The 25,308-nt window shown below is 70.8% G+C and carries 25 protein-coding genes and 2 riboswitches; of the genes, 15 read left to right on the forward strand and 10 right to left on the reverse strand.

Annotated features, from left to right (window positions below; all coding sequences use genetic code 11):
* The first annotated feature begins 483 nt into the window (after positions 1-483).
* A complete protein-coding gene (locus FLL47_RS30360) occupies positions 484-1,410 on the forward strand; it encodes a phytoene/squalene synthase family protein (protein ID WP_425457778.1) in 927 nt (308 codons plus the stop codon).
* Here FLL47_RS30360 and FLL47_RS30365 read toward each other — a convergent pair.
* Both FLL47_RS30365 and FLL47_RS30370 read right to left on the reverse strand, forming a co-directional pair.
* A complete protein-coding gene (locus FLL47_RS30365) occupies positions 1,407-2,186 on the reverse strand; it encodes a M23 family metallopeptidase (RefSeq protein WP_246158848.1) in 780 nt (259 codons plus the stop codon). The two genes, FLL47_RS30360 and FLL47_RS30365, sit on opposite strands and share 4 nt — an antisense overlap.
* A gap of 38 nt (positions 2,187-2,224) precedes the next feature.
* Positions 2,225-3,097 (reverse strand): M23 family metallopeptidase, encoded by an 873-nt coding sequence (locus FLL47_RS30370; RefSeq protein WP_144125159.1) that lies wholly within the window; start codon positions 3,095-3,097, stop codon positions 2,225-2,227.
* 186 nt (positions 3,098-3,283) lie between these two features.
* Here FLL47_RS30370 and FLL47_RS30375 point away from each other — a divergent pair, with 186 nt between their 5' ends.
* Positions 3,284-5,311, forward strand: coding sequence for an AfsR/SARP family transcriptional regulator (locus FLL47_RS30375; protein ID WP_144125162.1), 2,028 nt, complete (start codon positions 3,284-3,286; stop codon positions 5,309-5,311).
* A gap of 78 nt (positions 5,312-5,389) precedes the next feature.
* On the opposite strand, the gene FLL47_RS30380 is transcribed toward FLL47_RS30375, so the two are convergent.
* The gene (locus FLL47_RS30380; RefSeq protein ID WP_144125165.1) at positions 5,390-6,373 is read right to left on the reverse strand and encodes a helix-turn-helix domain-containing protein; all 984 of its coding nucleotides are present in this window, start codon (positions 6,371-6,373) and stop codon (positions 5,390-5,392) included.
* A gap of 95 nt (positions 6,374-6,468) precedes the next feature.
* On the opposite strand from FLL47_RS30380, the gene FLL47_RS30385 reads away from it, so the two are divergent.
* The 3 genes from FLL47_RS30385 to FLL47_RS30395 all read left to right on the forward strand — a co-directional run bounded on the left by FLL47_RS30385 (position 6,469) and on the right by FLL47_RS30395 (position 11,050).
* Positions 6,469-6,945 (forward strand): rhodanese-like domain-containing protein, encoded by a 477-nt coding sequence (locus FLL47_RS30385; protein WP_144125168.1) that lies wholly within the window; start codon positions 6,469-6,471, stop codon positions 6,943-6,945.
* A 177-nt stretch (positions 6,946-7,122) separates the two neighbouring features.
* Positions 7,123-7,310, forward strand: a riboswitch (cobalamin riboswitch).
* Positions 7,311-7,613: 303 nt separating this feature from the next.
* On the forward strand, positions 7,614-10,037 hold the full coding sequence (locus FLL47_RS30390) for a ribonucleoside-diphosphate reductase subunit alpha (protein ID WP_144125378.1): 2,424 nt from the start codon (positions 7,614-7,616) through the stop codon (positions 10,035-10,037).
* Between the two features lie 17 nt (positions 10,038-10,054).
* Positions 10,055-11,050 (forward strand): ribonucleotide-diphosphate reductase subunit beta, encoded by a 996-nt coding sequence (locus tag FLL47_RS30395; protein ID WP_144125381.1) that lies wholly within the window; start codon positions 10,055-10,057, stop codon positions 11,048-11,050.
* Between the two features lie 36 nt (positions 11,051-11,086).
* Here FLL47_RS30395 and FLL47_RS30400 read toward each other — a convergent pair whose 3' ends face one another.
* Positions 11,087-11,809, reverse strand: a complete 723-nt coding sequence (locus tag FLL47_RS30400; protein ID WP_144125171.1) for an HD domain-containing protein — start codon at positions 11,807-11,809, stop codon at positions 11,087-11,089.
* A gap of 120 nt (positions 11,810-11,929) precedes the next feature.
* Positions 11,930-12,823 carry an MHYT domain-containing protein gene (locus FLL47_RS30405; RefSeq protein WP_144125174.1) on the reverse strand — a complete coding sequence of 298 codons (894 nt, stop codon included), beginning with the start codon at positions 12,821-12,823 and terminating at the stop codon, positions 11,930-11,932.
* Between the two features lie 125 nt (positions 12,824-12,948).
* On the opposite strand from FLL47_RS30405, the gene FLL47_RS30410 reads away from it, so the two are divergent.
* The 4 genes from FLL47_RS30410 (at position 12,949) to FLL47_RS30425 (ending at position 16,997) form a co-directional block, all read left to right on the forward strand.
* On the forward strand, positions 12,949-13,584 hold the full coding sequence (locus FLL47_RS30410; protein ID WP_144125177.1) for a dTMP kinase: 636 nt from the start codon (positions 12,949-12,951) through the stop codon (positions 13,582-13,584).
* Between the two features lie 15 nt (positions 13,585-13,599).
* Positions 13,600-14,544 (forward strand): MurR/RpiR family transcriptional regulator, encoded by a 945-nt coding sequence (locus tag FLL47_RS30415; protein ID WP_144125179.1) that lies wholly within the window; start codon positions 13,600-13,602, stop codon positions 14,542-14,544.
* The gene (locus FLL47_RS30420; RefSeq protein ID WP_144125182.1) at positions 14,537-15,463 is read left to right on the forward strand and encodes an N-acetylmuramic acid 6-phosphate etherase; all 927 of its coding nucleotides are present in this window, start codon (positions 14,537-14,539) and stop codon (positions 15,461-15,463) included. The genes FLL47_RS30415 and FLL47_RS30420 overlap by 8 nt, the downstream gene beginning before the upstream one ends.
* Before the next feature lie 601 nt (positions 15,464-16,064).
* Positions 16,065-16,997, forward strand: coding sequence for a sigma-70 family RNA polymerase sigma factor (locus tag FLL47_RS30425; protein WP_144125384.1), 933 nt, complete (start codon positions 16,065-16,067; stop codon positions 16,995-16,997).
* Between the two features lie 73 nt (positions 16,998-17,070).
* On the opposite strand, the gene FLL47_RS30430 is transcribed toward FLL47_RS30425, so the two are convergent.
* Positions 17,071-18,051 carry a C40 family peptidase gene (locus tag FLL47_RS30430; RefSeq protein ID WP_246158850.1) on the reverse strand — a complete coding sequence of 327 codons (981 nt, stop codon included), beginning with the start codon at positions 18,049-18,051 and terminating at the stop codon, positions 17,071-17,073.
* Positions 18,052-18,056: 5 nt separating this feature from the next.
* Positions 18,057-18,197, reverse strand: a riboswitch (cyclic di-AMP (ydaO/yuaA leader).
* 492 nt (positions 18,198-18,689) lie between these two features.
* On the opposite strand from FLL47_RS30430, the gene FLL47_RS30435 reads away from it, so the two are divergent.
* Positions 18,690-19,193 carry a DUF6232 family protein gene (locus tag FLL47_RS30435; protein WP_144125185.1) on the forward strand — a complete coding sequence of 168 codons (504 nt, stop codon included), beginning with the start codon at positions 18,690-18,692 and terminating at the stop codon, positions 19,191-19,193.
* 124 nt (positions 19,194-19,317) lie between these two features.
* On the opposite strand, the gene FLL47_RS30440 is transcribed toward FLL47_RS30435, so the two are convergent.
* Together FLL47_RS30440 and FLL47_RS30445 are read right to left on the reverse strand one after the other, a co-directional pair.
* Positions 19,318-20,052, reverse strand: coding sequence for a PIG-L deacetylase family protein (locus tag FLL47_RS30440; RefSeq protein ID WP_144125188.1), 735 nt, complete (start codon positions 20,050-20,052; stop codon positions 19,318-19,320).
* Positions 20,053-20,098: 46 nt separating this feature from the next.
* Entirely contained in the window at positions 20,099-20,983 is an 885-nt protein-coding gene (locus tag FLL47_RS30445; RefSeq protein WP_186315994.1) for a helix-turn-helix domain-containing protein, read from the reverse strand.
* A gap of 180 nt (positions 20,984-21,163) precedes the next feature.
* Between FLL47_RS30445 and FLL47_RS30450 the strand changes: the two genes are divergently transcribed.
* Together FLL47_RS30450 and FLL47_RS30455 are read left to right on the forward strand one after the other, a co-directional pair.
* Positions 21,164-21,358, forward strand: coding sequence for a DUF397 domain-containing protein (locus FLL47_RS30450; protein WP_222106271.1), 195 nt, complete (start codon positions 21,164-21,166; stop codon positions 21,356-21,358).
* Positions 21,359-21,588: 230 nt separating this feature from the next.
* Complete coding sequence (locus tag FLL47_RS30455; RefSeq protein ID WP_222106272.1) at positions 21,589-21,756, forward strand: DUF397 domain-containing protein; 168 nt, start codon at positions 21,589-21,591, stop codon at positions 21,754-21,756.
* 7 nt (positions 21,757-21,763) lie between these two features.
* On the opposite strand, the gene FLL47_RS30460 is transcribed toward FLL47_RS30455, so the two are convergent.
* On the reverse strand, positions 21,764-22,531 hold the full coding sequence (locus FLL47_RS30460) for a serine/threonine-protein kinase (RefSeq protein WP_186315995.1): 768 nt from the start codon (positions 22,529-22,531) through the stop codon (positions 21,764-21,766).
* 66 nt (positions 22,532-22,597) lie between these two features.
* Positions 22,598-23,218, reverse strand: coding sequence for a thermonuclease family protein (locus tag FLL47_RS30465; protein ID WP_186315996.1), 621 nt, complete (start codon positions 23,216-23,218; stop codon positions 22,598-22,600).
* A gap of 207 nt (positions 23,219-23,425) precedes the next feature.
* On the opposite strand from FLL47_RS30465, the gene FLL47_RS30470 reads away from it, so the two are divergent.
* Genes FLL47_RS30470 through FLL47_RS30480 form a run of 3 tightly spaced genes read left to right on the forward strand, consistent with a single transcriptional unit; the run spans position 23,426 to position 25,303 of the window.
* Positions 23,426-23,839, forward strand: coding sequence for an organic hydroperoxide resistance protein (locus tag FLL47_RS30470; RefSeq protein WP_144125203.1), 414 nt, complete (start codon positions 23,426-23,428; stop codon positions 23,837-23,839).
* 4 nt (positions 23,840-23,843) lie between these two features.
* Positions 23,844-24,314, forward strand: coding sequence for a MarR family winged helix-turn-helix transcriptional regulator (locus FLL47_RS30475; RefSeq protein ID WP_144125206.1), 471 nt, complete (start codon positions 23,844-23,846; stop codon positions 24,312-24,314).
* On the forward strand, positions 24,311-25,303 hold the full coding sequence (locus tag FLL47_RS30480) for an NADP-dependent oxidoreductase (RefSeq protein ID WP_144125208.1): 993 nt from the start codon (positions 24,311-24,313) through the stop codon (positions 25,301-25,303). Before FLL47_RS30475 ends, FLL47_RS30480 begins: the two co-directional genes overlap by 4 nt.
* Positions 25,304-25,308: the final 5 nt, after the last annotated feature.

A 25,308-nucleotide genomic window follows, 5' to 3' on the forward strand; every position in this document is an offset into this window, starting at 1 on the left:
CGTGCCGGCCGGCGGGCCCGCACCACCCCGCAGAACGGCGGCTTACGGGTCGGCGTACCAGGTGCACCTTCCGCATCGCTTCGCGATACGGAAGGTGCACCTTTTATCGGTCGAGCTGGGAATCAGGTGGTGCGAATCTCGCCCAGCGGCCGGAAGGCGGTAGGCAGCCAGGACCGGTGTCCAGCCGGAGGATATCCACGCTCGGACCACAGCTACGTCACAACGGCCTATAAACGCGCAAATCAGAATATGAAAGTTGATACGTGATTAACGGGATGAACAGCGCTGATAGTCGAAAAACGAACGTGGTTCCGGTCGTCTTCGGGGGCATCGGGGCGGCCGCCTAAGATTGCCTGCGGCCTGCACGGACGTGGGCACAAGGGGGATCGGATGGGTTGGCCGGCGCGGGACGCCGGGTCGGCGGGCACGGCCGGGCTACGCCGGGCCGAACCTGTTCTGGACCTGGAGGCCGCGAACGCCGCCGTGCCCGTTTCGCTCGCGGCGTCGTACCGCCGCTGCCAGGACCTGCACCGCCACCACGGCCGCAGCTACTACCTGGCGACCCGGCTGCTACCTGCCTGGAAGCGCCCGCACGTGCACGCGCTCTACGGGTTCGCCAGGCACGCCGACGAGATCGTCGACCGGACCGACACGGGCACCCCCGCGGAGCGCGAGCGGCGCCTGCGCGACTGGTCCGGCCGCTTCCTCGCCGGGCTGGGCGGCGAGGCGGTGGACGACCCGTTGCTGCCCGCGCTGCTGCACACCGTCGCGACCTTCGACCTCGACCCGGCCGACTTCGCCGCGTTCCTGGACAGCATGGCGATGGACCTGACCGTCCGCCGTTACGCCGACTACCCGGCGCTGCTGTCGTACATGGAGGGTTCGGCGGCGGTGATCGGCACCCTGATGCTGCCGATCCTCGGCCCCGCCGACCCGGCAGCAGCCCGCGAACCTGCCCGGCAGCTGGGCCTGGCGTTCCAGCTGACCAACTTCCTGCGCGACGTCGCCGAGGACCTCACCCGCGACCGCGTCTACCTGCCCCAGGACGACCTGACCCGGTTCGGTGTCACCACCGCAGACCTGCGCGCCGCCGCCACGGGGGGCAGGGCCACCCCGCAGATCAAGAGCCTCATCGCGTACGAGATCACGCGTGCCCGCGCCCACTACGCCGCCGCCATGCCCGGCCTGGACCTGCTGCCCGGTGCCTCCCAGACCTGCGTCCGCGCCGCGTACCTGGTCTACGGCGCCATCCTCGACGAGATCGAGCGCGCCGACCACGACGTCTTCACCCGCCGCGCCGTGGTTCCCACCCACCGCCGCGCCCGCCTCCTCGCCCAGGCCCTACTGGCGCACAGGAAGGGCACCTTCCACAACGCGGAGCGTCAAGAAGGTGCCCTTCCTGTGGTCTAGCAGCGGGGGACGCCGGGGATGAAGCCGTCGTATCCGGTGTAGACGTAGGCGTCGGAGATGAACCGACCGGACCCGATGCGGTCCCAGATGGTGCTGGTGCCGTACGTGCCGGTGACCGAGGTGCCGGTGGTCTGGCACTGGATGGACACGGTCGCGCCGTCGTTGACGGTGCCGACCGAGGCGTAGCCGGTGCCGGGGCCTGAGCGCACCGTCAGCGGCGAGCCCGCGGTGTTGACGGTGCCCTGCGCCGCGCCGCCGCCGCAGCCGTTGTCACTGGTGTAGTTCTTGGTGCCCCAGTAGAGCGCGGTCACGCCGTTGAACTTGATCTGGATGGCGGAGCCGCCGGAGCGCTGCTCGTAGTGCAGGTGCGGGCCGGTGGAGCCGCCGGTGGTGCCGACGTACCCGATCACGGTGCCGTACTTCACGGTCTGTCCCACCGACACGTTGAACGAGTTCAGGTGCGCGTAGTAGGTGGTGTAACCGCTGCCGTGGTTGATCCGCACGTACTTGCCGTAGCTGGTGTCACCGAGGTTGGTGACCACGTCGACCGTGCCGGGCGCGCTGGCCACGACGGGGTCGCCCGTGTCGTTGGTGCGGTTGAAGTCGATGGCGTTGGCGGGGCTGTGGTTGGTGCGGGTCTGGCCCGACCACACCTGGTTGCAGGGGAAGGGGACCTTGAAGGTCGGGGCGGCCATCGCAGGCGAGGCTTCGACCAGGACGGCCGCGCCTACGGCCACGGCGGCCACGGCCAGCCCCAGGATGCGTTTGATGTGCACGGTATGCACCTTTCGTTGAAGTGAGTGCGGGAAGGGGATCAGGCGCAGTGTTCGAATCCGGAGGTGTAGCTGGTGCCGCCGGCGCTGCCGCCCCACTTCACGCAGCTCGGAGCGGTGCGGATGACCGGCCCGGCGTAGTAGGAGAAGCTGCCGGAGTCGGTGGTTCTGCTCGACCCCTGCGGTTCCAGGAGCGCGCTCGTGGTCGTCGGGGTGCCGACGCTGGCCATCTTGAGGGTGATGACGCAGTTCTGGCCGGTGGAGCCCTTCCACAGCAGGTTGGTGGTGCCCGCCGTGCCCAGCTTCACCGAGTCGATGACCTGGAACCCGCTGCCGCACTCGGCCGCCGGGTCGTATGAGGTGGCGCAGTTGTTGCTGGTCACGTTGGCCGAGCCGTAGCCGAAGGTGCTGCCGTTGAAGACGGCCTTGATGATGTGCGACTGCGACCGGTCCGGGTAGCGCACCTCGTAGTGCAGGTGCGGGGAGATGCCGTTGCCCGGCTTGCTGGTGTTGCCGAGCGAGCCGATGGCCTGGCCGCGCAGCACCGACTGGCCCGCGGTGACGGCGCGGGTGTCGAGGTGGGCGTAGTAGGTGAAGTAACCGCCACCGTGGTCGATGACGATCAGGTTGCCGTAGCCGTTGACGGAGCCCTGGTGGGCGGAGACCTCGACGGTGCCCGCGGCGGCGGCGACCACGGTGTCACCGAGGTCGGCGGTGGCGGTGGAGCCGCGGTTGAAGTCGATCTCCCAGGAGACGTGGGCGCTGCTGTTGCTGCTGTTGCCGTTCCACGTCTGGCCACAGGGGAAGGGCAGCTGGAAAGCAGGCGCGGCCTGGGCGGGGCTGCCGAGCAGGACCGAGGCGGCCCCGCCGATGATCAGCGCGGCGATGCCGGACAACAGCTTCTTCGGTCGCATGAGGACGGTTCCCTTCCGTGGGGTGGTGGAACAGGAAGCCCGTTACTGCGCGGGGTCACCACAGGGTCGCGACAAGCTCTCCAACGTTTCTCCAGAACCACTACAGCCGTTCAGCCGAGTGCTCTGGTCCGATCAGCCGAGCGCGCGTAGGCTCAGGCGATCACGGATCGTGTGGGTGGTTGGACGATGTCGGACCGGCTGGAACTGCGCATACTGGGCTCCTTCGAGTTGACCCTGGACGGCGCCGACGCACCCGTGGGCGGCGTGAAGCCGCGTCAGCTGCTGGCCACCCTGGCGCTCAACCATGGCCGAACCGTGTCGGTGGACCAGCTGATCGAGGTGCTGTGGGGGCAGGACCCGCCCCGGTCGGCGCTGGCCAACGTGCAGACCTACGTCAGTGCGCTGCGCACCCGGCTGGGCGAGGACCGGCTGCGCCGTCAGGCGCCCGGATACCGGCTGGAGCTGCACTGCGCGGAGCTCGACCTGCTGCGCTTCGAGGAGTACGCCCGCGGCGGCGACCCGGACAGCCTCGACGCGGCCCTGGGCCTGTGGCGCGGCGAGCCGGTGGAGAACCTGCCCGCGTCGCCGCTGTGGCGCGCCGAGATAGACCGGCTGGTGGAGCGGCGGCGGTCGGTCCGGCAGACCCGGGCCCGGCTGCACATCGAGGCCGGGCAGCCGGCCGCCGCCGTGGACGAGCTGCGCCGGCTGGTCGCCGAGGAGCCGCTGCGCGAGGAGGCGTGGTTGCTGCTGGTGACCGCGTTGCGCGACGCGGGGCACCGGGCCGAGGCGCTGTCGGCGTACGCCACCGCGCGCCGCACGCTCACCGAGGAGCTGGGCGTGGAGCCCGGCGAGCCGCTGCGCCGCCTGCACCGCACGCTGCTGGTCGAGCAGGAGGGCCCGGCGATGCTGGGCACCCGGCTGGACGGCGCCGCCGCACTGGTGCTGCGCGGCCTGGCCCGGCTGGGCATCGCCGCCACGCCGAGCTGGGTCTCGGCGGCGCTGCTGGACCGTCCGGCCGCGACAGAGGTGCTCGACGCGCTCGACCGGGCCCGGCTGCTCCGCCCCATCGGCACCGACGAGCTGGACCAGCCGCGCTACGGGCTGCCGGTGCTGGTCGGCCTGCTGGCCCCGGACCTGCCTGGGGAGGCGATCGGCGCGGCCCTGACCCGGGCGCTCGGCGGGTACCTCGCCCTGGCCGAACGCGCCGCCGCGGGGCTGCCGCCGCAGGTGTTCGGCCCCGGTGTCACCGTCGCGGCCCGGTGGCCGGTGCCCGGCGCGGCGGAGCTGTGCCACGATCCGGTGCGCTGGTTCGCGGCCGAGCGGGAGGCGCTGCTCGGCGCGGTCGAGGCGGCCGCCGCCAACGGGCTGTCCGATCTGGCCTGGGAGTTGGCCCACGCGATGGTGGCCTGGTGCGACATGGGCGGCCACACGGCCGAATGGGAACAGACGCACCGCACTGCGCTGTCGGCCTGCCGGGCGCAGGGCAACCTGCTCGGCGAGGCGGTGACCCTGCGCGGGCTGGGGCAGTTGCATCTGTACCGGGACCACTACGAGGAGGCGTCGGAGGCGTTCAGCCGGTCCCGGCTGCTGTTCGCCCGGCTGGGCAACCTGTGCGGGCAGGCCGCGGCGCTGGCCGGGCTGGGCACGGGCCACCGCATCCGGTCGGAGCACGACGAGGCGCTGGACTGCTACCGGCAGGCGCTGGAGGCGTACCGGCTGCTCGGGCACCGGCACGGCGAGGCCTACTCGCGTGGCGCGCTGGGCATGGTGTGGCTGGCCAAGGGCGAGCTCTCCGAGGCATACCGCGACTTCACCGCGGGGCTGGCGATCGCCGAGGAGATCGGCGACGCGCACCGGGCCGCGCTGCTGACCCGCCAGCTGGGCCTGCTTCGGCTGCGCAGCGGCGAGCCGGCCCACGCGCGGGCGGACCTGATCGCGGCGCTGGACCGGTTCGCGGTGCTCGGAGACGCGCACTGCGAGGCCTACTGCCTGACCGACCTGGCCGCGCTGGAGGCGCCCGAGGTGGCGGTGCAGCGGCTCACCCAGGCCCTGGAGATCTTCGAGCGGATCGGCGACCGCCGCGCCCAGGCGCAGACCGCGCGCCGCCTGGGCGAACTGCACCGCGGCGACGAGCGCTTCGGCCTGTCCGACGCGTACCTCGCCGAAGCCCGCCGCCTCCAGTCCACCGTCGAGATGTCCCGCACCCCCTTGTAAGGAAGGGCACCTGCACATCGCTATGCGTAGAGGAAGGGCACCTTCTTAACGTCAGGGCCACGTTTGGCTGCGGAGACGTCAGCGGCCGCGGAAGGTTCGGCGGTACGACGACGGCGAGGTGCGCATGCACCGGCTGAAGTGGTGCCGGAACGTGGCCGGTGAGTCGAACCCGACCGCGGCGGCGACCTGCTCGACGGGGGAGTCCGACGTCTCCAGCAGGGGCAGGCTGGCCGCCACCCGCTGGTCGATGAGCCAGCGGATCGGGCTGGTGGCGGTGTGCCGGGCGAAGTGGCGCAGGAAGCTGCGCGGCGACATGCGCGCGTGCTCGGCCAGCAGGTTCACCGTGAGTGGCTCGGTCAGGTGGTCCAGCGCCCAGGCCATGGCGCGGGCCACGCCGTCGTCGTCGATCACGTCACGCACCGGCAGCTCGATGAACTGCGCCTGCCCGCCGTCGCGGTGCGGCGGCAGCACCAGCCGCCGGGCGACCGTGTTGGCGATCTGCGCCCCGTGGTCACGGCGCACCAGGTGCAGGCACAGGTCCAGGCCGGCCGCGCTGCCCGCGCTGGTGATCACCTGGCCGGTGTCGACGTAGAGCACGTCGGGGGTGACCTCGACCAGCGGGTGGCGCTCGCGCAGCAGCGGGGCGTACTTCCAGTGCGTGGTGGCGGCGCGGCCGTCCAGCAGGCCCGCCGCGGCCAGCGCGAACGCGCCGGAGCAGATGGAGACCATCCGGGCACCCCGGGCGGCGGCCGTGCGCAGCGCCTCGACGAGTGCGGGGGAGACCTCGGCGCGCACGTCCGCGACCCCGGGCACGATCACGGTGTCGGCGGCGGCCAGCACGTCGAGGCCGTGCCGGGCGGTGATGGCGAAGCCGCCGACGCTCGGCATCGGTTCCGGCGTCTCGGCGCAGACGTCGAGGTCGTACCAGGCGACGTCGAGTTCGGGGCGGGGCAGGCCGAACACCTCCACGACGCAGCCCAGCTCGAAGGGGGCCATCCCGGCGAAGGCCAGCACCGCGATCCGGTGCCGGGTGCGGGTCTCCAGTGCCACCGGCGTACGCATGGCGAGATATTAGCGGACAGCGGCGTTCTCGCCACTTCTGGCCGTCCCGCCCGCTCGACAGGATGGAACCAGTGACCGACCAGAAGGAGCCGCACATGTCCGCCGCAGTCACCACGTCCGCAGTGCTCGGCACGCCCCCGGCCGCCGCCGGCGTCGCCGCCGCCCACTTCGCCGCCCGCCTGTCGTTCGAGGCCGACGTGTCCGATGTGCACGCCGACCTGGAGTCGGGCGTGCCCGGGTTCGTGCTCGTCGACTCCCGCTCCCTGGAGGCGTGGGAGCAGGGCCACCTGCCTGGCGCGGTGCACCTGCCCACCGCCGAGATCGCGGCGCGCGCGGCCGACGTCGTGCCGGCCGGCAGCGTCGTGGTCACCTACTGCTGGGGGCCGGGCTGCAACGGCGCGACCCGGGCCGCGCTGGCCTTCGCCCGACTGGGCTACCGGGTCAAGGAGATGCTCGGCGGGTACGAGTACTGGGTGCGCGAGGGCTTCGACACGCAGACGTTCCTCGGGCTCCGCAAGCACGATGTGGACCCGCTGACCGCGCCCGCGAGCGGCGCGGCCTGCGCCTGCTGACGGGACGCATCGATACCGGTGAGGGTGGGCCATTGACGACACGCCGAGCCTATATGGGGTCGCTTTCACTTGGATGCCACTAGATGTAGTGTGAGGACATCGCTGGTCCACCCCTCCGGTCCCCCTCGGGACCGGGTCGAGGGGTGCGCTCGGGCCGCCGCAGGGCGGCCCGCGCTGAGGGAATCCGGTGCGATTCCGGAGCTGCCCCGCAGCGGTGAGTGGGAACGAAACCGTCCCGCCTCCTCCCGCGAAGAGGGGTGCGGACAGCACTGGGCCGGTCCGGCCTGGGAAGCGACGGTCAAGGGGGTCTACGGCAGCACGGTGCTCACCGTGCGGCCCGACCGTGCCCACGAGCCCGAAGACCTGCCGGCGTGCGTGTCGCGGACCTACCCGCGACGCGCCCACGACCCACCCGTCCCACGCACCGTTTCCACGGCGCGCTGGGCAGACGCTGGTCCGCGAGGTCGCCATGGCGGCCGCCCGGCCGAGTGCTGCCGGAGCGGGAAGGGTCGGGGACACCGGGCCGCGCGGGATGGTCCACGGTGGATGGTGCGCAGCCTGGATCGTCAGGGTGGGCGCTGTTCGCGTGCTCTCCCGCGCTTCGACGAGGGGGAGCGAACGCTTTGACCAGCACCACCTTCCGTGACACCGCTGACACCGACACGGCCGTGACGCCTACGGCGTCGCTGGCGGACCTGCTCGCCGACTCGGCGCAGGGGCTGCCCGACGTGGACCACACCGCCGTCCTCACGCCGGTGGCGGCCGGCGTCTGGCCCGGGGCGACCGAGGCCGACCTGCGGCTGCGCGCCATCGAGACGGCCGCCGCCCTGGTCGCGCAGGAGCCGTCGTACAGCCGTCTCGCGGCGCGCCTGCTCACCGTGCACATCGCCGCGGAGGCGGCCACCCAGGGCGTGTCCGACTTCCCGAGTTCCGTGCGCGCCGCGCACGCGGCCGGGCTGCTCGCCGACGACCTGGCCGCGTTCGTCACGACCCACGCCGACGAGCTGGGGGAGCTCGTCGACCCGGCGGCCGACGAGCGCTTCGAATACTTCGGGCTGCGCACCGTCTACGACCGTTACCTGCTGCGGCACCCGGTGACCCGCAAGGTGCTGGAGACGCCGCAGCACTTCCTGCTGCGGGTGGCCTGCGGCCTGATGGGCGAGGTCGGTGACGCGGGCACGGCCGGGCGGCGGCTGCCCGGCAGCACCGGGGAGGTCGCCCGGCTGTACGCCATTCTCAGCCGGCTCGCCTACCTGCCCAGCTCGCCGACGCTGTTCAACGCCGGCGCCCGGCGCCCGCAGCTGAGCAGCTGCTTCCTGCTGGACTCGCCGCGCGACGAGCTGGAGTCGATCTACGAGCGCTACGGCCAGATCGCGCGGCTGTCGAAGTACGCCGGGGGCATCGGGGTGGCGTGGAGCCGGATCCGGTCCCGGGGGTCGCTGATCCGCGGCACCAACGGGCTGTCCAACGGCATCGTGCCCTGGCTGCGCACGCTCGACGCCAGCGTCGCCGCGGTCAACCAGGGCGGCCGCCGCAAGGGCGCGGCCTGCGTCTACCTGGAGACCTGGCACGCCGACCTGGACGAGTTCCTGCAGCTGCGCGACTCGACCGGCGAGGAGAGCCGCCGCACCCACAACCTGCACCTGGCCAACTGGGTGCCGGACGAGTTCATGCGCCGGGTCGAGGCCGACGCGAGCTGGTCGCTGTTCGACCCGAAGGACGTGCCGGAGCTGGTCGACCTGTGGGGCGAAGAGTTCGACACCGCGTACCGGGCCGCGGAGGCCGCCGGGCGCGCGGCGCGCACGGTGGCTGCCCGGGAGCTGTACGGCCGGATGATGCGCACTCTCGCGCAGACCGGCAACGGCTGGATGACGTTCAAGGACGCCGCCAACCGCGCCTGCAACCAGACCGCGGTCGCCGGCAACACCGTGCACCTGTCCAACCTGTGCACCGAGATCCTCGAGGTGACCAGCGACGGCGAGACCGCGGTGTGCAACCTCGGCTCGGTCAACCTGGCCGCCCACCTCGGCGCGGACGGCGTCGACTGGGACGCGCTGCGCGACACGGTGCGCGTCGCGGTACGCGTGCTCGACCGCACCATCGACCTGTCCTACTACCCGACCGGGGAGGCGGCCGGAGCCAACAACCGGTGGCGGCCGATCGGCCTGGGCGTGATGGGCCTGGCCGACGTCTTCTCCGCGCTGCGCCTGGACTTCGACTCGCCCGAGGCGCTGGCGCTGTCCACCCGCATCGCCGAGGAGATCGCGCTCGCGGCCTACGACACCAGCGCGGATCTCGCCGCCGAGCTGGGCGTGCACCCGTCGTACGCGGACACCCGCGCCGCCCGCGGCGTGCTGCACCCCGACCACTACCCGGACGCCGTCCGCACCCGCCCGTGGGCGTGGGACGAGCTGGCCGCCAAGGTGGCCCGCACCGGCCTGCGCAACTCGCTGCTCATCGCGATCGCGCCCACGGCCACCATCGCCTCGATCGCCGGCTGCGCCGAGTGCATCGAGCCGCCGGTCGCCAACGTCTTCAAGCGCGAGACCCTCTCCGGCGAGTTCCTCCAGGTCAACCGCTACCTGGTCGACGAACTCAAGGCCCACGGCCTGTGGACGCCCGCCCTGCGCGAGCGCATCCTCGCCGCCGAGGGCTCCGTTGCCGGCATCGCCGAGATCCCCGCCGAACTGCGCAAACGCTTCCGCACCGCCTGGGAACTCCCGCAGCGGTCCCTCATCGACCTGGCCGCCGCCCGTACCCCCTTCATCGACCAGTCCCAGTCCCTGAACCTCTTCATGGCCTCCCCCGACATCGGCAGACTCTCCTCGATGTACGCGTACGCCTGGCGAAAAGGCCTCAAAACCACCTACTACCTCCGCTCCCGCCCCGCCACCGCCATCGCCCAGACGACGGTAAGGAAGGGCACCTTCACATCGGTTTCCGTAGAGGAAGGGCACCTTCTTAACGCCGCACCGGTCGTGAGCTCGGGCGATGCGGCAGCGGGCGGGCTGCCCGCGCAACCGCTGCGCACGGCGGCGAGCCCGATCAACCTGAACCTGGAAAACCCTGAGATCTGCGAGGCCTGCCAGTGACTACCGACACCAAGAAGATGCTGCTGGACCCGGGCCTGGACCTGACCCTGCGGCCGATGCGCTACCCGGACTTCTACGAGCGCTACCGCGCCGCGATCCGCAACACCTGGACGGTGGAGGAGGTCGACCTCGGTAACGACCTGCCGGACCTGGCCGGGCTCAGCGCGGGGGAGCGGCACCTGGTCAACCGCCTCGTCGCGTTCTTCGCCACCGGCGACACCATCGTGGCCAACAACCTGGTGCTGAACCTGTACCGGCACATCAACGCCCCCGAGGCCCGGCTCTACCTGAGCCGCCAGCTGTTCGAGGAGGCCGTGCACGTCCAGTTCTACCTGACCCTGCTGGACACGTACCTGCCCGACGACGCCGAGCGGGCCCAGGCCTTCAGCGCGGTCGAGAACATCCCGTCGATCGCCCGCAAGGCGCAGTTCTGCTTCGAGTGGATCGACTCGGTCTTCGACGTGCCCGAGCTGACCACCGCCGACGACCGGCGGCGCTTCCTGCTCAATCTGATCTGCTTCGCCGCCTGCATCGAGGGCCTGTTCTTCTACGGCGCCTTCGCGTACGTCTACTGGCTGCGCTCGCGCGGCCTGCTGGACGGCCTGGCCGCGGGCACCAACTGGGTGTTCCGCGACGAGTCCATGCACATGGACTTCGCCTTCGCGGTCGTCGACACGGTCCGCGCCGAGGAGCCGGAACTGTTCGACGACGAGCTGGGCAAGGCGGTGACCCGGATGCTGGAGGACGCGGTCGATGCCGAGCTGGCCTTCGCCGAGGACCTGTGCGGCGCCGGCCTGCCCGGGATGACCCTGGCCGACATGCGGGAGTACCTGCAGTACGTCGCCGACCAGCGGCTGGCCCGGCTGGGCCTGCCGGCCCGGTTCGGCTCGCGCAACCCGTTCCCGTTCATGGCCCTGCAGGATGTGCAGGAGCTGGCGAACTTCTTCGAGCGCCGGGTGACCGCCTACCAGGTGGCGGTCACCGGCACGGTGAGCCTGGACGAGGACTTCTGAGCTCTCAGCTGCCGGCCAGGATGGCCTGACTGAACCTCAGTTTCCGGCCAGAATGGCCGAAAATCGCTTCTCGGCGAGGTCGAACTGGGCGAAGATGTGCGCCTTGACCTCGCCGAGAAGCGGCGTGTCCGGCCGGGCCACCAGCTCCCGCAGCAGCGGGACCAGGGGCTGGTACTTGGTGGCGGCCCGCAGCACCTTCGGGCCGATGGTGTGGATGACGCCGACCCCGTTGTCGGTGAAGTCGGAGACCTTGATGACCCGCGCCCACGGGTCCACGTCCAGCGACTCCACCACGTGCTCGCGGTACTGCTCGTCCTTGTCGCGGTCGAGGTCGTACTCCGGGTTGGTGACCGCGTTGACCAGCTGTGCGACGCGGGGACCGAAGCGCTCGGCGAGCACCGTCAGCGCCTGCTCGCGGGGCGGGGGACCGCCGCGGTGCGGCCGGCCGACGATGCCCCACGGCTGGTCCTCGACCGAGTCGTGCAGCAGCGCGGCGACCAGCACGTCCCGGTCGGTGATCCGGTAGTAGGTGATGATCCGGATGGTGACGCGCAGCAGGTGGTTGAGGTACGGCTCGCGTACCCGCCGCTGCTCGGCGTGCAGCCGGGCGGCCAGCTCCAGCGCGTCGGCGAGAACTGCCTGGTCGGAAGCGGGCAGGCGCTGGATCTCCAGGGCGAACCGGTCACGCAGGCCCTGCTCGCCGAGCACCTCCGTGATGGCGTGCAGGGGCATGGTCATGAGATATGCCGGGGCGTCCATGCCGCCGTTTATATCGGATCAACGCCGTCCGCGCGCTCCCCCGGATATGGACGTATACGGATACCGCGTCCCGGTGTCGTGCTACCGACTCCGGGCGCGGTATCCGCAGGGACGCTGCGGTCAGCGGGGGATCTTCGTGCGGTTGCGGTCGGCCAGCGACCTGGCCAGGCTGAACGGCGGATTCACCGGGGGCGGCGGGTCCATGGTCGCCCGCGGCCCGGGGATGACGGTGCCGGCGACCGGCGCGCGGTGCCGCACCCGGGCCGCGTCCGCGCCGTCGAACTCCTCCTGCGTCATGGCCTGCAACGCGTTGAACATCACACCGATCAGGCACAGCGCCGACAGCAGCACGATCGGCACGATGAGCACGAACGGGCTGAGCCCTTCGACCTGGCCGGTGCCGCCGGTGTCCAGGGTGATCCGGATCGCGGCCATCGCGGTGTAGTGCATGCCGCACACCGCCAGGCCCATCACCGCCGCGGCGGCCACGATGGCACGCATGGTGGAGACGGTCACGGTGAACCACAGCGCGACGGTCGCGGCCACGACGGCGATCAGCACGGACGCGGCGACCAGCCCGAAGTCGTAGCCGACGTGCCCGGCGACGCGCATCGCGGCCATGCCGCTGTAGTGCATGGCGACCACGCCGAGCCCGGTGAAGCCGCCACCGGCCACGATCCGCAGCGCCGAGCGGCGGCCCTGACCCACGATGAACAGCCCGATGCCCACGGTGATGACGGCGAGCGCGAGGCTGATGAACGTGACGACCGGGTCGTAACGGACCGGGCTGTCCGGCACGTCGAAGCCGATCATCGCCATGAAGTGCATGAGCCAGATGCCGGTGCCGCCGATGGAGAGCGAGGCGATGATCAGCCAGCGGGCCCGCCGTCCGGTGGTGGGCGCGCGGCGGGCGCGGGCCGTGCAGACCAGGCCGAGCAGCGAGCCGATGAAGGCCATCAGGTAGGCGGTCACCGGGTTGAACCAGCCGTATGCGAAGTGGTGCACTTCTGCCATGGGAGCGCCTCCGAACGGAATTAGGAGGATGCCATTGCGCCACGAATGTTGTTCACGCAATCGCACAGCGTGTCCGTGTCCGCACTGTCGATCACCGCTGGCGGGGGGCGGGTAGCGTCAGCGGCATGGCAGGCACGAGTGCGTCGGTGGTCGCCCTGGTCGGCATCGACGGCTCGGGCAAGACCACCCAGGCGATACGGCTGGCCGCGGCGCTCTGTGCGGCCGGGGTCACCGCCCGCTACGGCCGAAACGCCGGCGGGCGGCGCTTCCTGGGCCGGGTCGCCCGGAAGGTGGGCCGGGACGACGCGGTCTCCCTGCTCGGGCCCAGAGGCCTGCTCACCGTCGAGGCCGTGCTGCGCTGGCTGGCCATCGCCCGTTCACTGGTGGCGGCGCGGCTGACGGGCGCGACCGCGGTGATGGACCGGTACACCCCCTGCCAGCTGGTCAGCATTCGGGCACACGAGGGCGGCAAGTGGCTGACGCGGACGGTACGCGCGGCGTATGCCCCTTTCCCCCGCCCGGCTGTCATCATCTTTCTCGACGTCCCGCCCGAGGTGGCGTACCACCGGGTGGAGCACCGTGGCGACGACCACGAGGACATCGAATATCTGAACGCGAGCTACGCGGCCTACAAAGACGTACTGTCGGATGCGGTACACGTCGACGGCAGTGGTGATCCCGATGCGGTCGCCCAGGCCATCTGGGCCGTCGTATGGCCGGTGGTGAAACGCGGGATGGCAGTTGACGCCGGGCTGTCATGAAAGTAAGTTTCAACCGTGGCGAAGAAGTCGAAAGTTTCCGAGGAGAATGACGGCGCTCGCGCCGGTCAGGAACCTGTCGGGCTGATCGTTCAGATCAACGGTCTACTGCCCGCGCTCTCCCCGGCCGAGCAGCGCGTGGCACGGCTCGTGCTCGCCGATCCGGCCGCCTCGGCCCGCCGCACCATCACCGACCTCTCCGCCGCCGCGGAGACCTCCGAGGCGACGGTCATCCGCTTCTGTCGCTCCATCGGCATGTCGGGTTACCCGCAGCTGCGCATCCGGCTCGCCGCCGAGGCCGCGCGCCGGGTCGAGCCGACCGACTCCCGGGTGGTCGGCGGCGACATCCCGCCCGGCGCCGACATGGCGCAGATCATCGCGACCATCGCCTTCAACGACGCCCGCGCGGTCGAGGAGACCGCCGAGCAGCTCGACCCCGAGGTCTGCGACAAGATCGTGGACCTGCTGGTGAAGGCGTCCCGGGTCGAGGTCTTCGGTGCGGGCGCGAGCGGCTTCGTCGCCGCCGACTTCCAGGCCAAGCTGCACCGCATAGGCCGCATCGCGTACTACTGGCCCGACCTGCACACCTCGCTCACCTCGGCGGCCCTGCTCGGCCCCGGTGACGTGGCCCTGGGCATCTCGCACACCGGCACCACCGCCGACACCATCGACGTGCTGGAGCGGGCCAAGGCGGCGGGTGCGGTGACCGTGGCGCTGACCAACTTCCCCCGCTCGCCGATCTGCGACGTCGCCGACTTCGTGCTGACCACCGCGGCCCGCGAGACCACCTACCGTTCCGGCGCGATGGCCAGCCGGCTCGCCCAGCTCACGGTCGTGGACTGCCTGTTCGTCGGGGTGGCCGCGCGCACCCGCACCAAGGCCCGCAAGGCACTCGAGGTCACCGCCGAGGCGGTGCGCGGACGTCGCCTCGGCACCACGCGTCGCCGGTCCGGCGATGCCTGAGCTGCCCGGCGGCGCGCTCCCGGTCCGGGTCGACGCCCCCACCGAACGGCGATACGCCCCCAGTGCCGACCTCGACCTGCTGGACACCCGGCAGATCCTGCGAGTGATCAACGAGGCCGACCGCACCGTCGCCGAGGCGGTCGGCGTGGTCCTCGACCCGCTGTCCGTGGTGGTGGAGGACGCCGTCGCGGCACTGCAGCGCGGCAACCGCGTGCACTACGTGGGCGCGGGCACCTCCGGCCGGCTCGGCGTGCTCGACGCCGCCGAACTTCCGCCGACCTACAACGCCCCGCCGAGCTGGTTCTGCGCCCACATCGCCGGCGGCCCTGGCGCGCTGCTGGCCGCGGTCGAGGACGCCGAGGACGACGCCGTGGGCGGCGCGGACGAGCTCGCCCAGTGCGCCCGCACCGGGGACGTGGTCGTGGGCATCGCCGCGAGCGGCCGCACGCCGTACGTGCTCGGCGCGCTGCGGGCGGCGGGGGAGCTGGGCTGCCGGACCGCGCTGATCGCGGCGGACCCGCACGCTACCGCCTCCGCCTGGGTGGACGTCTTCATCGGTGTCGACACCGGCCCCGAGGTGGTCACCGGGTCGACCCGGATGAAGGCCGCCACTGCGCAGAAGCTGCTGCTCAACGCGTTCTCCACGGCGGTGATGGTGCGCCTGGGGCGGGTGTTCTCCAACTTCATGATCGACGTGGTGCCGACCAACGCGAAGCTGCGCGGCCGCATGCTGAACATGCTCGTCGAGGCGACCGGCCACGACGAGGAGGACTGTCGCCGCACCCTCGACGCGGCCGGCGGAGACCTGCGGGCCGCACTGGTCGCGCTGCTGGCCGGCCGTGAGGTTGCCGCTGCCCGTGGCGCCCTGGCCGGACACGGCAACCGCGTGCGCGACGCCGTCGCCGCCCTCACCGAATAATCCCCGGCAACCGCCCACCGTTGGTGGCTGGGCATGCATGATCGCTGTTTCGTGTCGGAACCTGTGCTCTGACCGCAGTTCGGCACGAAACAGCGCTCTAGGCCGAAAGGCCGCCGCTACCGGCCGAAGAGCGGCCGATCACTGCCGAAAGGCCACGCGGGCGACCTCGAAAGAGGGTCGGTTCCCGTTCGAGTGCCGTCGTGCGGCGGTCGGGTGGTCCCCTTTCGCGGGTTCTTCGTGGCCGAAAGGGTGTGCTTCTCACTCGATGGGGTATGTGCGTCCTGCGTTCGGGTGGGCCAGGTGTGGAACCGTGCAATAGCGCGCCCGCCCGAGCGTCACAAGAAATGGCGATGCAGGTCACAGCGTTGTAGTGAGGTGGGTCGCTGTACCTTGCTGAGCTCCGTGGTGTCATAAATAGGGCATTGCGGACCGGTTGGCTCGCCTTCCAGCGAGCCGCTATGTCGGTATCAGCGAGTTCACAGCTTTTCGTGACAGTTTCGATGGGCAACGCGGAATCATCTCCGGGCGTCATCTGTTGTGAAGGTGTCAGTACCGCAAGGCCCTGCGGCGATTACGTGGGAGGGACCCGAACGTGGAGAACATGACCATGCTGCGCACCGACCAGGTGGCTGAGGAGCGAGACCTCGTCGGTGTATATCTGCACGAGATCTCGCGTACTCCGCTGCTCGACGCGGCGCAGGAGGTCGACCTCTCTAAGGCGATCGAGGCAGGACTATATGCTGAGCATCTGCTGGAGGCCGACAAGCTCAAGCGCGGACTGAAGCGCGACGAGCTCGAGAAGCTGGTTGCCGAGGGCAGCCATGCGAAGGACCTCTTCATCCGCGCGAACCTGCGCCTGGTGGTGTCCATCGCCCGACGTTACGTGCGCTCGGGCATGCCGATGCTGGATCTGATCCAGGAGGGCAACACCGGCCTGGTCCGCGCCGTCGAGAAGTTCGACTACGTGAAGGGCTACAAGTTCTCCACGTACGCCACCTGGTGGATCCGGCAGGCGATCAGCCGCGCCATCGCCCAGCAGGAGCGCACCGTGCGGCTGCCCGTCCACCTGGTGGAGGACGTCAACCGCATGCGCAACGTGACCCGGCAGCTCACCCGTGAGCTGGGCAGCGATCCCGAGCCGGACCAGATCGCGGCCGCCCTCGGCGTCACCGTCGAGCGGGTGACCGAGCTGATCCGCTGGTCGCAGGACACCGTCTCGCTCGACACGCCCGTGGGCGACGACGGCGACACCAACCTGGGTGACCTGGTCGCCGACCGCGACACGCCCAGCCCGGAGGAGATCGTCCTCTCGGCGCTGGAGCGTCAGCGGATCGAGGGCCTGCTCAACCACCTCGACGACCGTTCCGCCGGCATCATGCGCGCGCGGTACGGCCTGGAGGACGGTCGCGAGCACTCGCTGACCGAGGTGGCGTCGCGGTTCTCGCTGTCCCGCGAGCGCATCCGCCAGCTGGAGATCCAGGCGCTGGGCCGGCTGCGCGAGCTGGCCCGCGCGGAGGGCCTGCAGTCCGTCTGACCCGACCCTCTCCCTACTGACGAGGAAGCCCTCTCCCGAGGCCGGGAGAGGGCTTCTTGCCGTGCTGATCGGGTTACAGGCGCACGCGTCCGTAGCCGTAGGGGCGCATCATGTCGACGCTGGCGACCTTCACCACCTCGCCGGTGGTGGGCGCGTGGATCACCTTGCCCGAGCCGACGTAGATGGCCACGTGTCCCAGGCCCGAGTAGAAGACCAGGTCGCCCGGGAGCAGCTGGGACCGGCTGACGTGGGCCGTCTCGCGCCATTGCGTGGCGGCCTGGTGATAGAGGCCCACGCCCGCGGCGCGCCACGCGGCCAGCGTGAGGCCGGAGCAGTCGTACCCGCCCGGCCCGTCGGCGGCCCACACGTACGGCTTGCCCAGCTGCTTGTACGCGAACGCCACGGCGATGCCGGCCTTGCCCTTGTACTTGGGGATGCTGCCCGTGTAGGTGGACGACTTCTCGTCGACCAGGCCCGCCTTGCGCCGCAGTTCCTTGAGTTTCGCCAGGTCGCGTTCGACGCCCTTGCGCTGGGTCTCCAGCGCCGTGAACCGGGTGGTCTGCTCCTGCAGCCGCGCGTCCAGCGCTGCCTTGACCTCGAACCGGTCTCCGGCCGCCTGGTGCGCCTCGTCGATCTGTGCCCGCTGACTCGTCGCGAGCTGGTCCAGGGCGCTCAGCCGGGCCAGCAGCTTGCCGTTGCCGGCCGAATCCAGCAGCGCGTTCAAGCCGCTGAACGATCCGGTGCGGTACGCGGTCACCGCGATCCGCGCGACGTTGCCCTGCGCCTGGTCGGCCTTGACCTCCAGCGGGCCGAGTTCGCGCTCGAGCGCGGCCGCTTCGGTGCGGGTCTGCTTCAGCTGTGTGTTGAGCTTGTTGTACTGCTCGACGACCTTCTCCAGCTGCTCGGATTTCTCCGAGATCTGCTTGCGGAGTTCGGCGGCGCTGGGCGCGGCGTGCGCGGGCGCGGCGGTCACGAGCAGTCCGATGATCAGTGCACCGGCGGGGGCGAGCAGGCGCGCGGCAGCGCGCCAGCCCCTGCCATGGGGGGATGACAAGGTGTGGCCCTTCTCCGTAGCCGCCTACCGGGTTAGCTGACGGGTTCGGGCGAAGGGCGCCCTACTGCGATCACGTAGCGTGACCACTGATTCACCCCGATAACCTGGGTCCCCGGCTCGCCCCACCCGCAAGGGGTATCGATCTTCGCGATCGCTTGGCGACTCGGCGGCGCTGGTCCGGTGCCGCCCGGGGGTGGGCGGCGGACAACCGGGCCAGTGCCCGCCACGGTAGCCCCGTGATCGGGCAAGCCCAAGTGCGTAATGGGCGGAGTGCCCGACCTGGTAATGGATTGCGGGAAAAGTTCCGTCACATTAGGTGATTCCTGAACGCACATTAGGTTCAGGGAACGTGCCAATCTGACAGGTGGCTGATTGAGAGACTTCACAACGATGCCTGTCTCGGTCACACTGAGGTCACGAGGCAGCCGGGAAGTCCACCGACGGACGGCTCAAGCGGCGGCTCGCAAACGCGAAAGACCGACACCCGGCGGCCACCGGATGTCGGTCCACAGCTCCACCACACGCCAGGTGTCGCCACCTCCGCGGGCACCACCACCAGCCGGGCCCGCGTATCGAGCAGTTGGGAGACTTCCATGGAGCCTACACGGGCGCCGGAACGGCCACCAGAACAAGCGATCGTGACCATCCGCCCCGGGCTGCACATCTCGTCGACATGTTTCCAGGTCGGCGGGCGTCACTTCACCCTCAGCGCCATCGCGAACGTCCACACCCGACAGGCCGGGCACGACCCGCTGACACGTCGCGCCGGAGCGATGGCCGTGGTCGGCATGGTCCTGCTCGGGGCGTTCGCGCCGCTGCTGCAGCCGACCGGCATCGTGGCCGCGGTCGCCGTGCTCAGCGGCCTGGCCGTGCTCACGCTGATCAGCGCGCGGCGGCGGCCGCGGCGGCTGGAGCTGTGGGCCGACTACCACGGGCACCCCACCCAGCTGTTCGTCAGCGACGACTGGTGGCTGTTCCACGCGGTGGAGCGTTACCTGCGCCGCAGCCTCGTCGAGGCGCGGCTGGGCCACCTGACCCTGCCGCGGCCCCGGCCGAGCCGCGGCGTGCCGCACCCCTCGAACATGCACCCCTCCCGGCTGACCCCCGGCGGAAGCCGGTCCGGCTGGGAACGCGCCGCCTGACCTGCCTCAGCAGACGGGGCGTCGCCGCACACCGCGGCGGCGTCCCGTTGCTGTGCGAACGTCCGCGATGCGATGGACAGCGCAGGTCACCGGTGCGACGCGAGGTCGGCGACGAGTGGCCCGGTCACTCGGTTCTGATGATCGTGAACGCCTCGGCCACGCGGCCCGGCAGGCCGAGCGACTCCGCCAGGCCGCCCAGCCGCTCGCGCAGCATCACGTCGAGCTCGTGCAGGTGGCTCGTCTGCGAGACGTGCGCCCGCAGCGCGGCGAGCTTGCGGTCGAAGGTGTCGGTCACGTCCACCGCATGGTCGGGGTCGGGCCCGCCCGTGTACCAGATCTCGCGCACGGTCCAGGCTTCCAGACCGGCTGCGGCCAGGTCGGGGTGCGCGAACGGGTTGCGGGCGTCGGGGTAGACGGCGCAGGTCACGGCCTCGCCCACGGCCAGGTGGTCGGGGTGGCTCGGCCCGGCGATGCGGTCCCAGCGGCGCAGCGGAGCGCTGGTCAGGATGCGGTCGGGCCGAGCCCGCCGGATCGCCGCGACGAGGTCCTTGCGCAGGGCCAGGCTCGGCGTGACCGAGCCGTCGGCGTACCCCTCCAGGAAGTCGACCTGCTTGACCCCGACGGCGGCCGCTGCGGCCCGCTGCTCGGCCTCGCGCAGGCCGGGCATGTCGCCGCGCGGGGTTTCGTCGAAACCGCCCGCGTCACCGCGGGTGACCAGCAGGTACGACACCTCGAGGCCCTCGTCCACCCAGCGGGCCACCGTGCCCGCCGCACCGAAGTCGACGTCGTCGGGGTGGGCGAACACGCACAGCACGCGCTGCACGTCGTCGCAGGGTGTGGCGGAGGCAGGGAAGCTCATGCGGCCGAGCATATGCCGCACGCTGCGGCGGGCCGTCGCGTGGTGATCAGCGGAGTTCGCCGGCGACCTGTGCGATGTACGCCAGCGAGTCGGCCTCGCTGAACGCCGCGTCGGTGATGCGGCTGAACGCCTCCTGGTACGGCGCGGCGACCTCGCCGCGTTCGAGGAACTGCCCGCGGTCGCTGGGCAGCGCGAGGGCGTTGCTCATCTCCAGGTACACCACGACATCGGAGGTGGCGTCGAAGGGGAAGCCCATCAGGACGAACGTGGGCTCCAGCGTGTAGACGCCCGCGCTGAACGGCAGCACCTGGAGGCAGATATTGGGCCGGGTGCCCAGCGCGACCAGGTGGAGCAGTTGCTCACGCTGCACCTGCACGCCGCCGGTGACCCGGCGCAGGGTCGCCTCCTCCAGCACCACGCGGACCCGGGGCGGGTCGACCCGCCCCAGCACGTGTTCCTGGCGGCGCATCCGGATGGTGACGAACTCCTCCTCCTGGCGTGTCTGCGCCCAGTCCGGCTCCAGTGTGCGGATCACCGCGCGCGCGTAGGACTCGGTCTGCAGCAGCCCTGGAATGAGCATCGAGTTGTAGAAAGACAGCTCGGAGGCGCCGTCCTCGAGGCCGATGAAGGTGGCGAACCGCGGCGGCAGGTCGGCATGCTCGGTCCACCAGGATCGCTGCCGGGAGGCGCGGACCAGCGTCTCCATCTCCGACACCTCGGAGGCGTCGTTCACGCCGTAGAGCTGCAGCAGTGCCCGCACGTCGGTCACGGTCATCCGCACCGCACCGTTCTCGATGCGAATGATCTTCGAAAGCGACCACTCGAGTTCGTTGGCCACCTGTTCCTGGGTGTAGTCCGAACTCTCGCGGGCCGACCGCAGAGCGTGGCGCAACCGGAGGCGGGCGACTGTCGGACTCTGTCCGCCGCTCACGTTGATCTCCACCTTCCGCTGGTCGGCCTGCCCTCATCGCCGTCTTGTTGCGACACGCCAGGTGGCTACTTGCGACAGTTCCTTTCGGCGAGTTTACTTGTAGGGTGTTGCGCCTGCCAGCATTCGTTGTGCCATGGGTGGGCAGCGATCCGATCTTGACAAGATAATCTGGGAGTCTTGGTGACGTCTGTGCTGCATGCCGTGTGGAAGAAGAGCCGCCGGTGCGAATCCGGGCACTGTGTGGAGATCGCAGACCTTGCCGTCGCGGTCGGTATCCGCGACTCGGTCACGCCGCAGCAGCATTTGATCATCTCGCCGGAGTCGTTCCGTATTTTTGTGGACGGCGTGAAGTCGGGCGAGTTCGACCGGGTCTGAAGCTTCTTTCGCGTGAGTGAAAGGCACGTCGCCGTTTTCGTGTGACGTGCCTTTCGTCGACTCCCGGGGTTCGGATCCGTGATTCATTCGCTGGATGACGCGGCCCTGCCGGTTGCCGACGCAACCGGCTATATCCCACTCCCGCCTCTTGTGTCACAGTGGTGGGCGGGGATCCGGATGCGAGGCATGAGGCGGGTGCCATGTCCGAGAAAGAGACTGACCGAGGGTGGGTGACCGCTCAGGCGTGTGAGTCCGCGCACTGCGTCGAGGTGTGCTTCGACGGGGCCAGCGTGCTGGTGCGCAGTTCACGGGAACCTGACGGTCCCTGGCTGACATTCGACCGCGAGGAGTGGCGTGTGTTCTGCGCCGCTGTCGCCGAAGGCGAGTTCCGCGACTGACCACGTGTCAGTGCATGGCGCTGCCGGCGATGGTCCACAGTCGCAGCGACGCCTCCCGGGCGCTGGGCCGCGCCAGCGAGTTCTTGTCCATGCAGGCGCGGCACAGGTCCGAGACGGCCTGCGGCAGGCCCGGCACGGCCAGCACCGGAGTGGGTGCGAGCCGGCGCAGCGCCGTGGTCCCCTGCGGGCTGCGGTTGTGTCCGGCATATGGCGACTTGCCGGTGAGCACCTGGTAGAGCAGCGCGCCGAGGGCGTACACGTCGTCGGAGGGGTTCGCGTACTGCGGCATGCCGGTGCTGACGATGAGTTCGGCCAGTCCGAAGTCGACCACCTTCGGCCCGGTGGTGGTGATCATGACGTTGCCCGGGGTGAGGTCGCGGTGCACGACACCGCGCCGGTGGGCGACCGCGAGCACGTCGGCGGCGGTGGCGGCGACCCGCACCGCACCGGCCCACGGCAGCGGCCCGTCCAGCAGCACGCTGGTCAGCGCCTCGCCCTTGAGCAACTCCAGGGCCAGGTAGCCGATGTCGCGCCCGTCCGGACCGGTCTCCACGCCGACGTCGAGCACCTTGGGCACGTGCGGATGGCGCAGCCGGTCGGTCATCGCGGCCTCGTGCCGGATCAGGCCGGAATAGCGGTCGTCGACCACCTTCACCGCGAGGCGGCGGCCCGCCGTCGCGTCGACCGCCTGGTACACAGTGGATACTCCGCCGCGCGCCAGAGGCCTGGTCAGCACGTATCGCCCTGCCAGCGCGGTACCGATCGGGACCTCCACGGGCGGGATTCTTCCGCAATCAACCGCACAAAGCCATCGGGCGTGCTTGAAATCTTCGCTAAATGATTATCTGCCGACGCAGCTTCCCCACAGGCCACGCCGCTGCACCCGCGCCTGCTCGACGGCGTCGTGCAGTTCCGGCTGATGCGCCAGGTTGGGCCGGATCGCCAGCTCACGCACGGCCCCGAGCGCAGCCAGTTCGCCGTTGAGGAAACGGCCGTCGGCGGTCCACGCGTACACCAGCCGGCGGCCGTACGGATCGAGGCGCTGTGCGTCGGGCAGCAGCCACAGCCGCGCCCCGTTCGGGGCCAGCCGGTGCAGCTCGGCGCGGGCCGCGTCGGCCCAGCACTGCGGGCTGCCGTCGGCGCCGTGCAGTTCGGGTGCGTCGATGCCGAGCAGTCGCAGCTGGACGGGGTCGGTGACGTCGATCACCGGACCGGGCTGGTCCGCGGTGACCTGCAGCGAGTCGCCGTCGAGCGGGAAGTCCACCCGCACCGGCTGCGCCCCGGCGGGCGGCCCGGCGCGGCGGGCGGGCGGACTCGGCGACGCCGTCGCCGTCGCGGCAGGCGGGGCTTCGGGGCGGCCGTAGGCGTACCAGAGCCCGCCGCCCGCCGCGAGCACGAGCACGAGCAGCCAGAACAACGTCGCCCGCTGCTCGCGACGCCGCCCGCTTTGTCGCGTTCGCACCACTGGCCCATCGTCGCACTGTCGTTCAGTGCCGCGGGCTCCGTCGCGTGTGCGGAGGCGGGTCTGCAGTTTCGGGGAAACTGCAGCCTCCAGCGGCCCGGTTCGTGCACTTTCCCCGAAACTGCAGGAACCGCAGGGCGGTACGCGTGACTTAAGTCGCGTGATGTTTAGTTGTGCGCAATCTAAATGCTGGTTAACGTCTGCGGCATGACTTCTCTCTATACGGCTGTCGCGACGGCCACCGGTGACGGACGTGACGGCAAGGTGCGCAGCTCGGACGGGCTGCTGGAGACGGCCGTGGCGACCTCCGTGGAACTCGGCGGCACCGGCGGGGCCACCAACCCGGAACAGCTGTTCGCGGCCGGGTACGCCGCCTGCTTCCACTCCGCGCTGCGGCTGGTCGCCCGGCGGGCCAAGGTCGACGTCGACGGCTCCGAGGTGACCGCGCACGTGGGACTCGGCCGGGCGGGCGCAGGGTTCGCGCTGTCCGTCACGCTGGAGGTCGCGCTGCCGGGTGTGCCCGCCGACACGGCACGGCAGTTGGTGGACACCGCGCACCAGGTCTGCCCGTACTCGAACGCCACCCGAGGCAACATCGCCGTGCAACTCGTGCTTCGCTGAAACCATGACCCGCGCCGACCGCCCGGACCCCGGTGACCTGGACCTGCAGAAGCAGGTCTGCTTCGCGCTGTACGCGGCCAGCCGCGCGCTGACCGCGCTCTACCGGCCCGTGCTCGACCGGCTCGGCCTGACCTATCCGCAATACCTGGTGATGCTGGTGCTCTGGGAGCGCGGCCCGACCTCGGTCAAGGCGCTGGGGGAGTCCCTGCAGCTCGACTCGGGCACGCTGTCCCCGCTGCTCAAGCGGCTGGAGGCGGCCGGTCTGGTGGACCGGGCCCGCGACCCGCGCGACGAGCGCTCCGTGGTCGTCAGCCTCACCCCGTCCGGCGACCGCCTGCGCGAGCAGGCCACCGGCATCCCGCGGGCCATCGCCGAGGCGACCGGCGTGCCCGCTTCCGAACTCGCTTCGCTGCGTGACACGCTGCGCAAGATCACTGAGGTGGCCACGGCCACCCCGGACAAGGAGACGACGTGACCGTCGGACGTGAGATCCAGCTGGCTTCGCGCCCCGTGGGCGTGCCCACCCCGGACAACTTCCGCCTGGTGGAGGTGGCGGTGCCGGAACCCGCCGAGGGCCAGGTGAAGGTCCGCAACCTGGTGATGTCGGTGGACCCGTACATGCGCGGGCGGATGAACGACGCCAAGTCGTACGTGCCGCCGTTCGCGGTCGACGCGGTGCTCGACGGCGGGGCCGTCGGCGAGGTCGTCGAGTCGCGCTCGCCCGACCTGAAGGCCGGCGACCTGGTGCTGCACGGCTACGGCTGGCGGGACTGGGTGGTCGAGGACGCGCGGCGCTTCCGCCGCCTCGACCCGGTCGCGCCGCCCAGCGCCTTCCTCGGCGTGCTCGGCATGCCCGGCCTCACCGCGTACGTCGGGCTGCTCGACATCGCCGCGATGAAGCCCGGCGACACGGTGTTCGTGTCCGGTGCGGCGGGCGCGGTCGGCAGCCTGGTGGGCCAGCTGGCCCGGCTCAAGGGAGCCGCCCGCGTGATCGGCAGTGCCGGCAGCGCGGCGAAGGTCGCCCACCTCACCGGTGACCTCGGTTTCGACGCCGCGTTCAACTACCGCGACGGCGACGTGTCCAAACTGCTCAAGCAGGCCGCGCCGGAGGGCGTCGACGTGTACTTCGACAACGTCGGCGGCGACCACCTCACCGCGGCGATCGCCAGGGCGCGGCCGTTCGCCCGGTTCGCGCTGTGCGGCGCGATCTCGGCGTACAACGAGCCGGTGCCGGGGCCGGACAACATGGCGCTGCTCATCGGCAAGCGGATCACCATGCGCGGTTTCATCGTCACCGACCACAACGACCGCATGGCCGATCTGATCCGCGAGGTCGGCGCCTGGTACGCGGCCGGTGAGATCAAGGCCGAGGAGACCGTGGTCGAAGGGCTGGAGAACGCGCCGGAAGCGTTCCTGGGCCTGCTGCGCGGCGCGAACACCGGCAAGATGGTGGTCAAGCTCTAGCCGTC

The organism is Catellatospora sichuanensis (assembly GCF_007483665.1).
Lineage (GTDB): Bacteria > Actinomycetota > Actinomycetes > Mycobacteriales > Micromonosporaceae > Catellatospora > Catellatospora sichuanensis.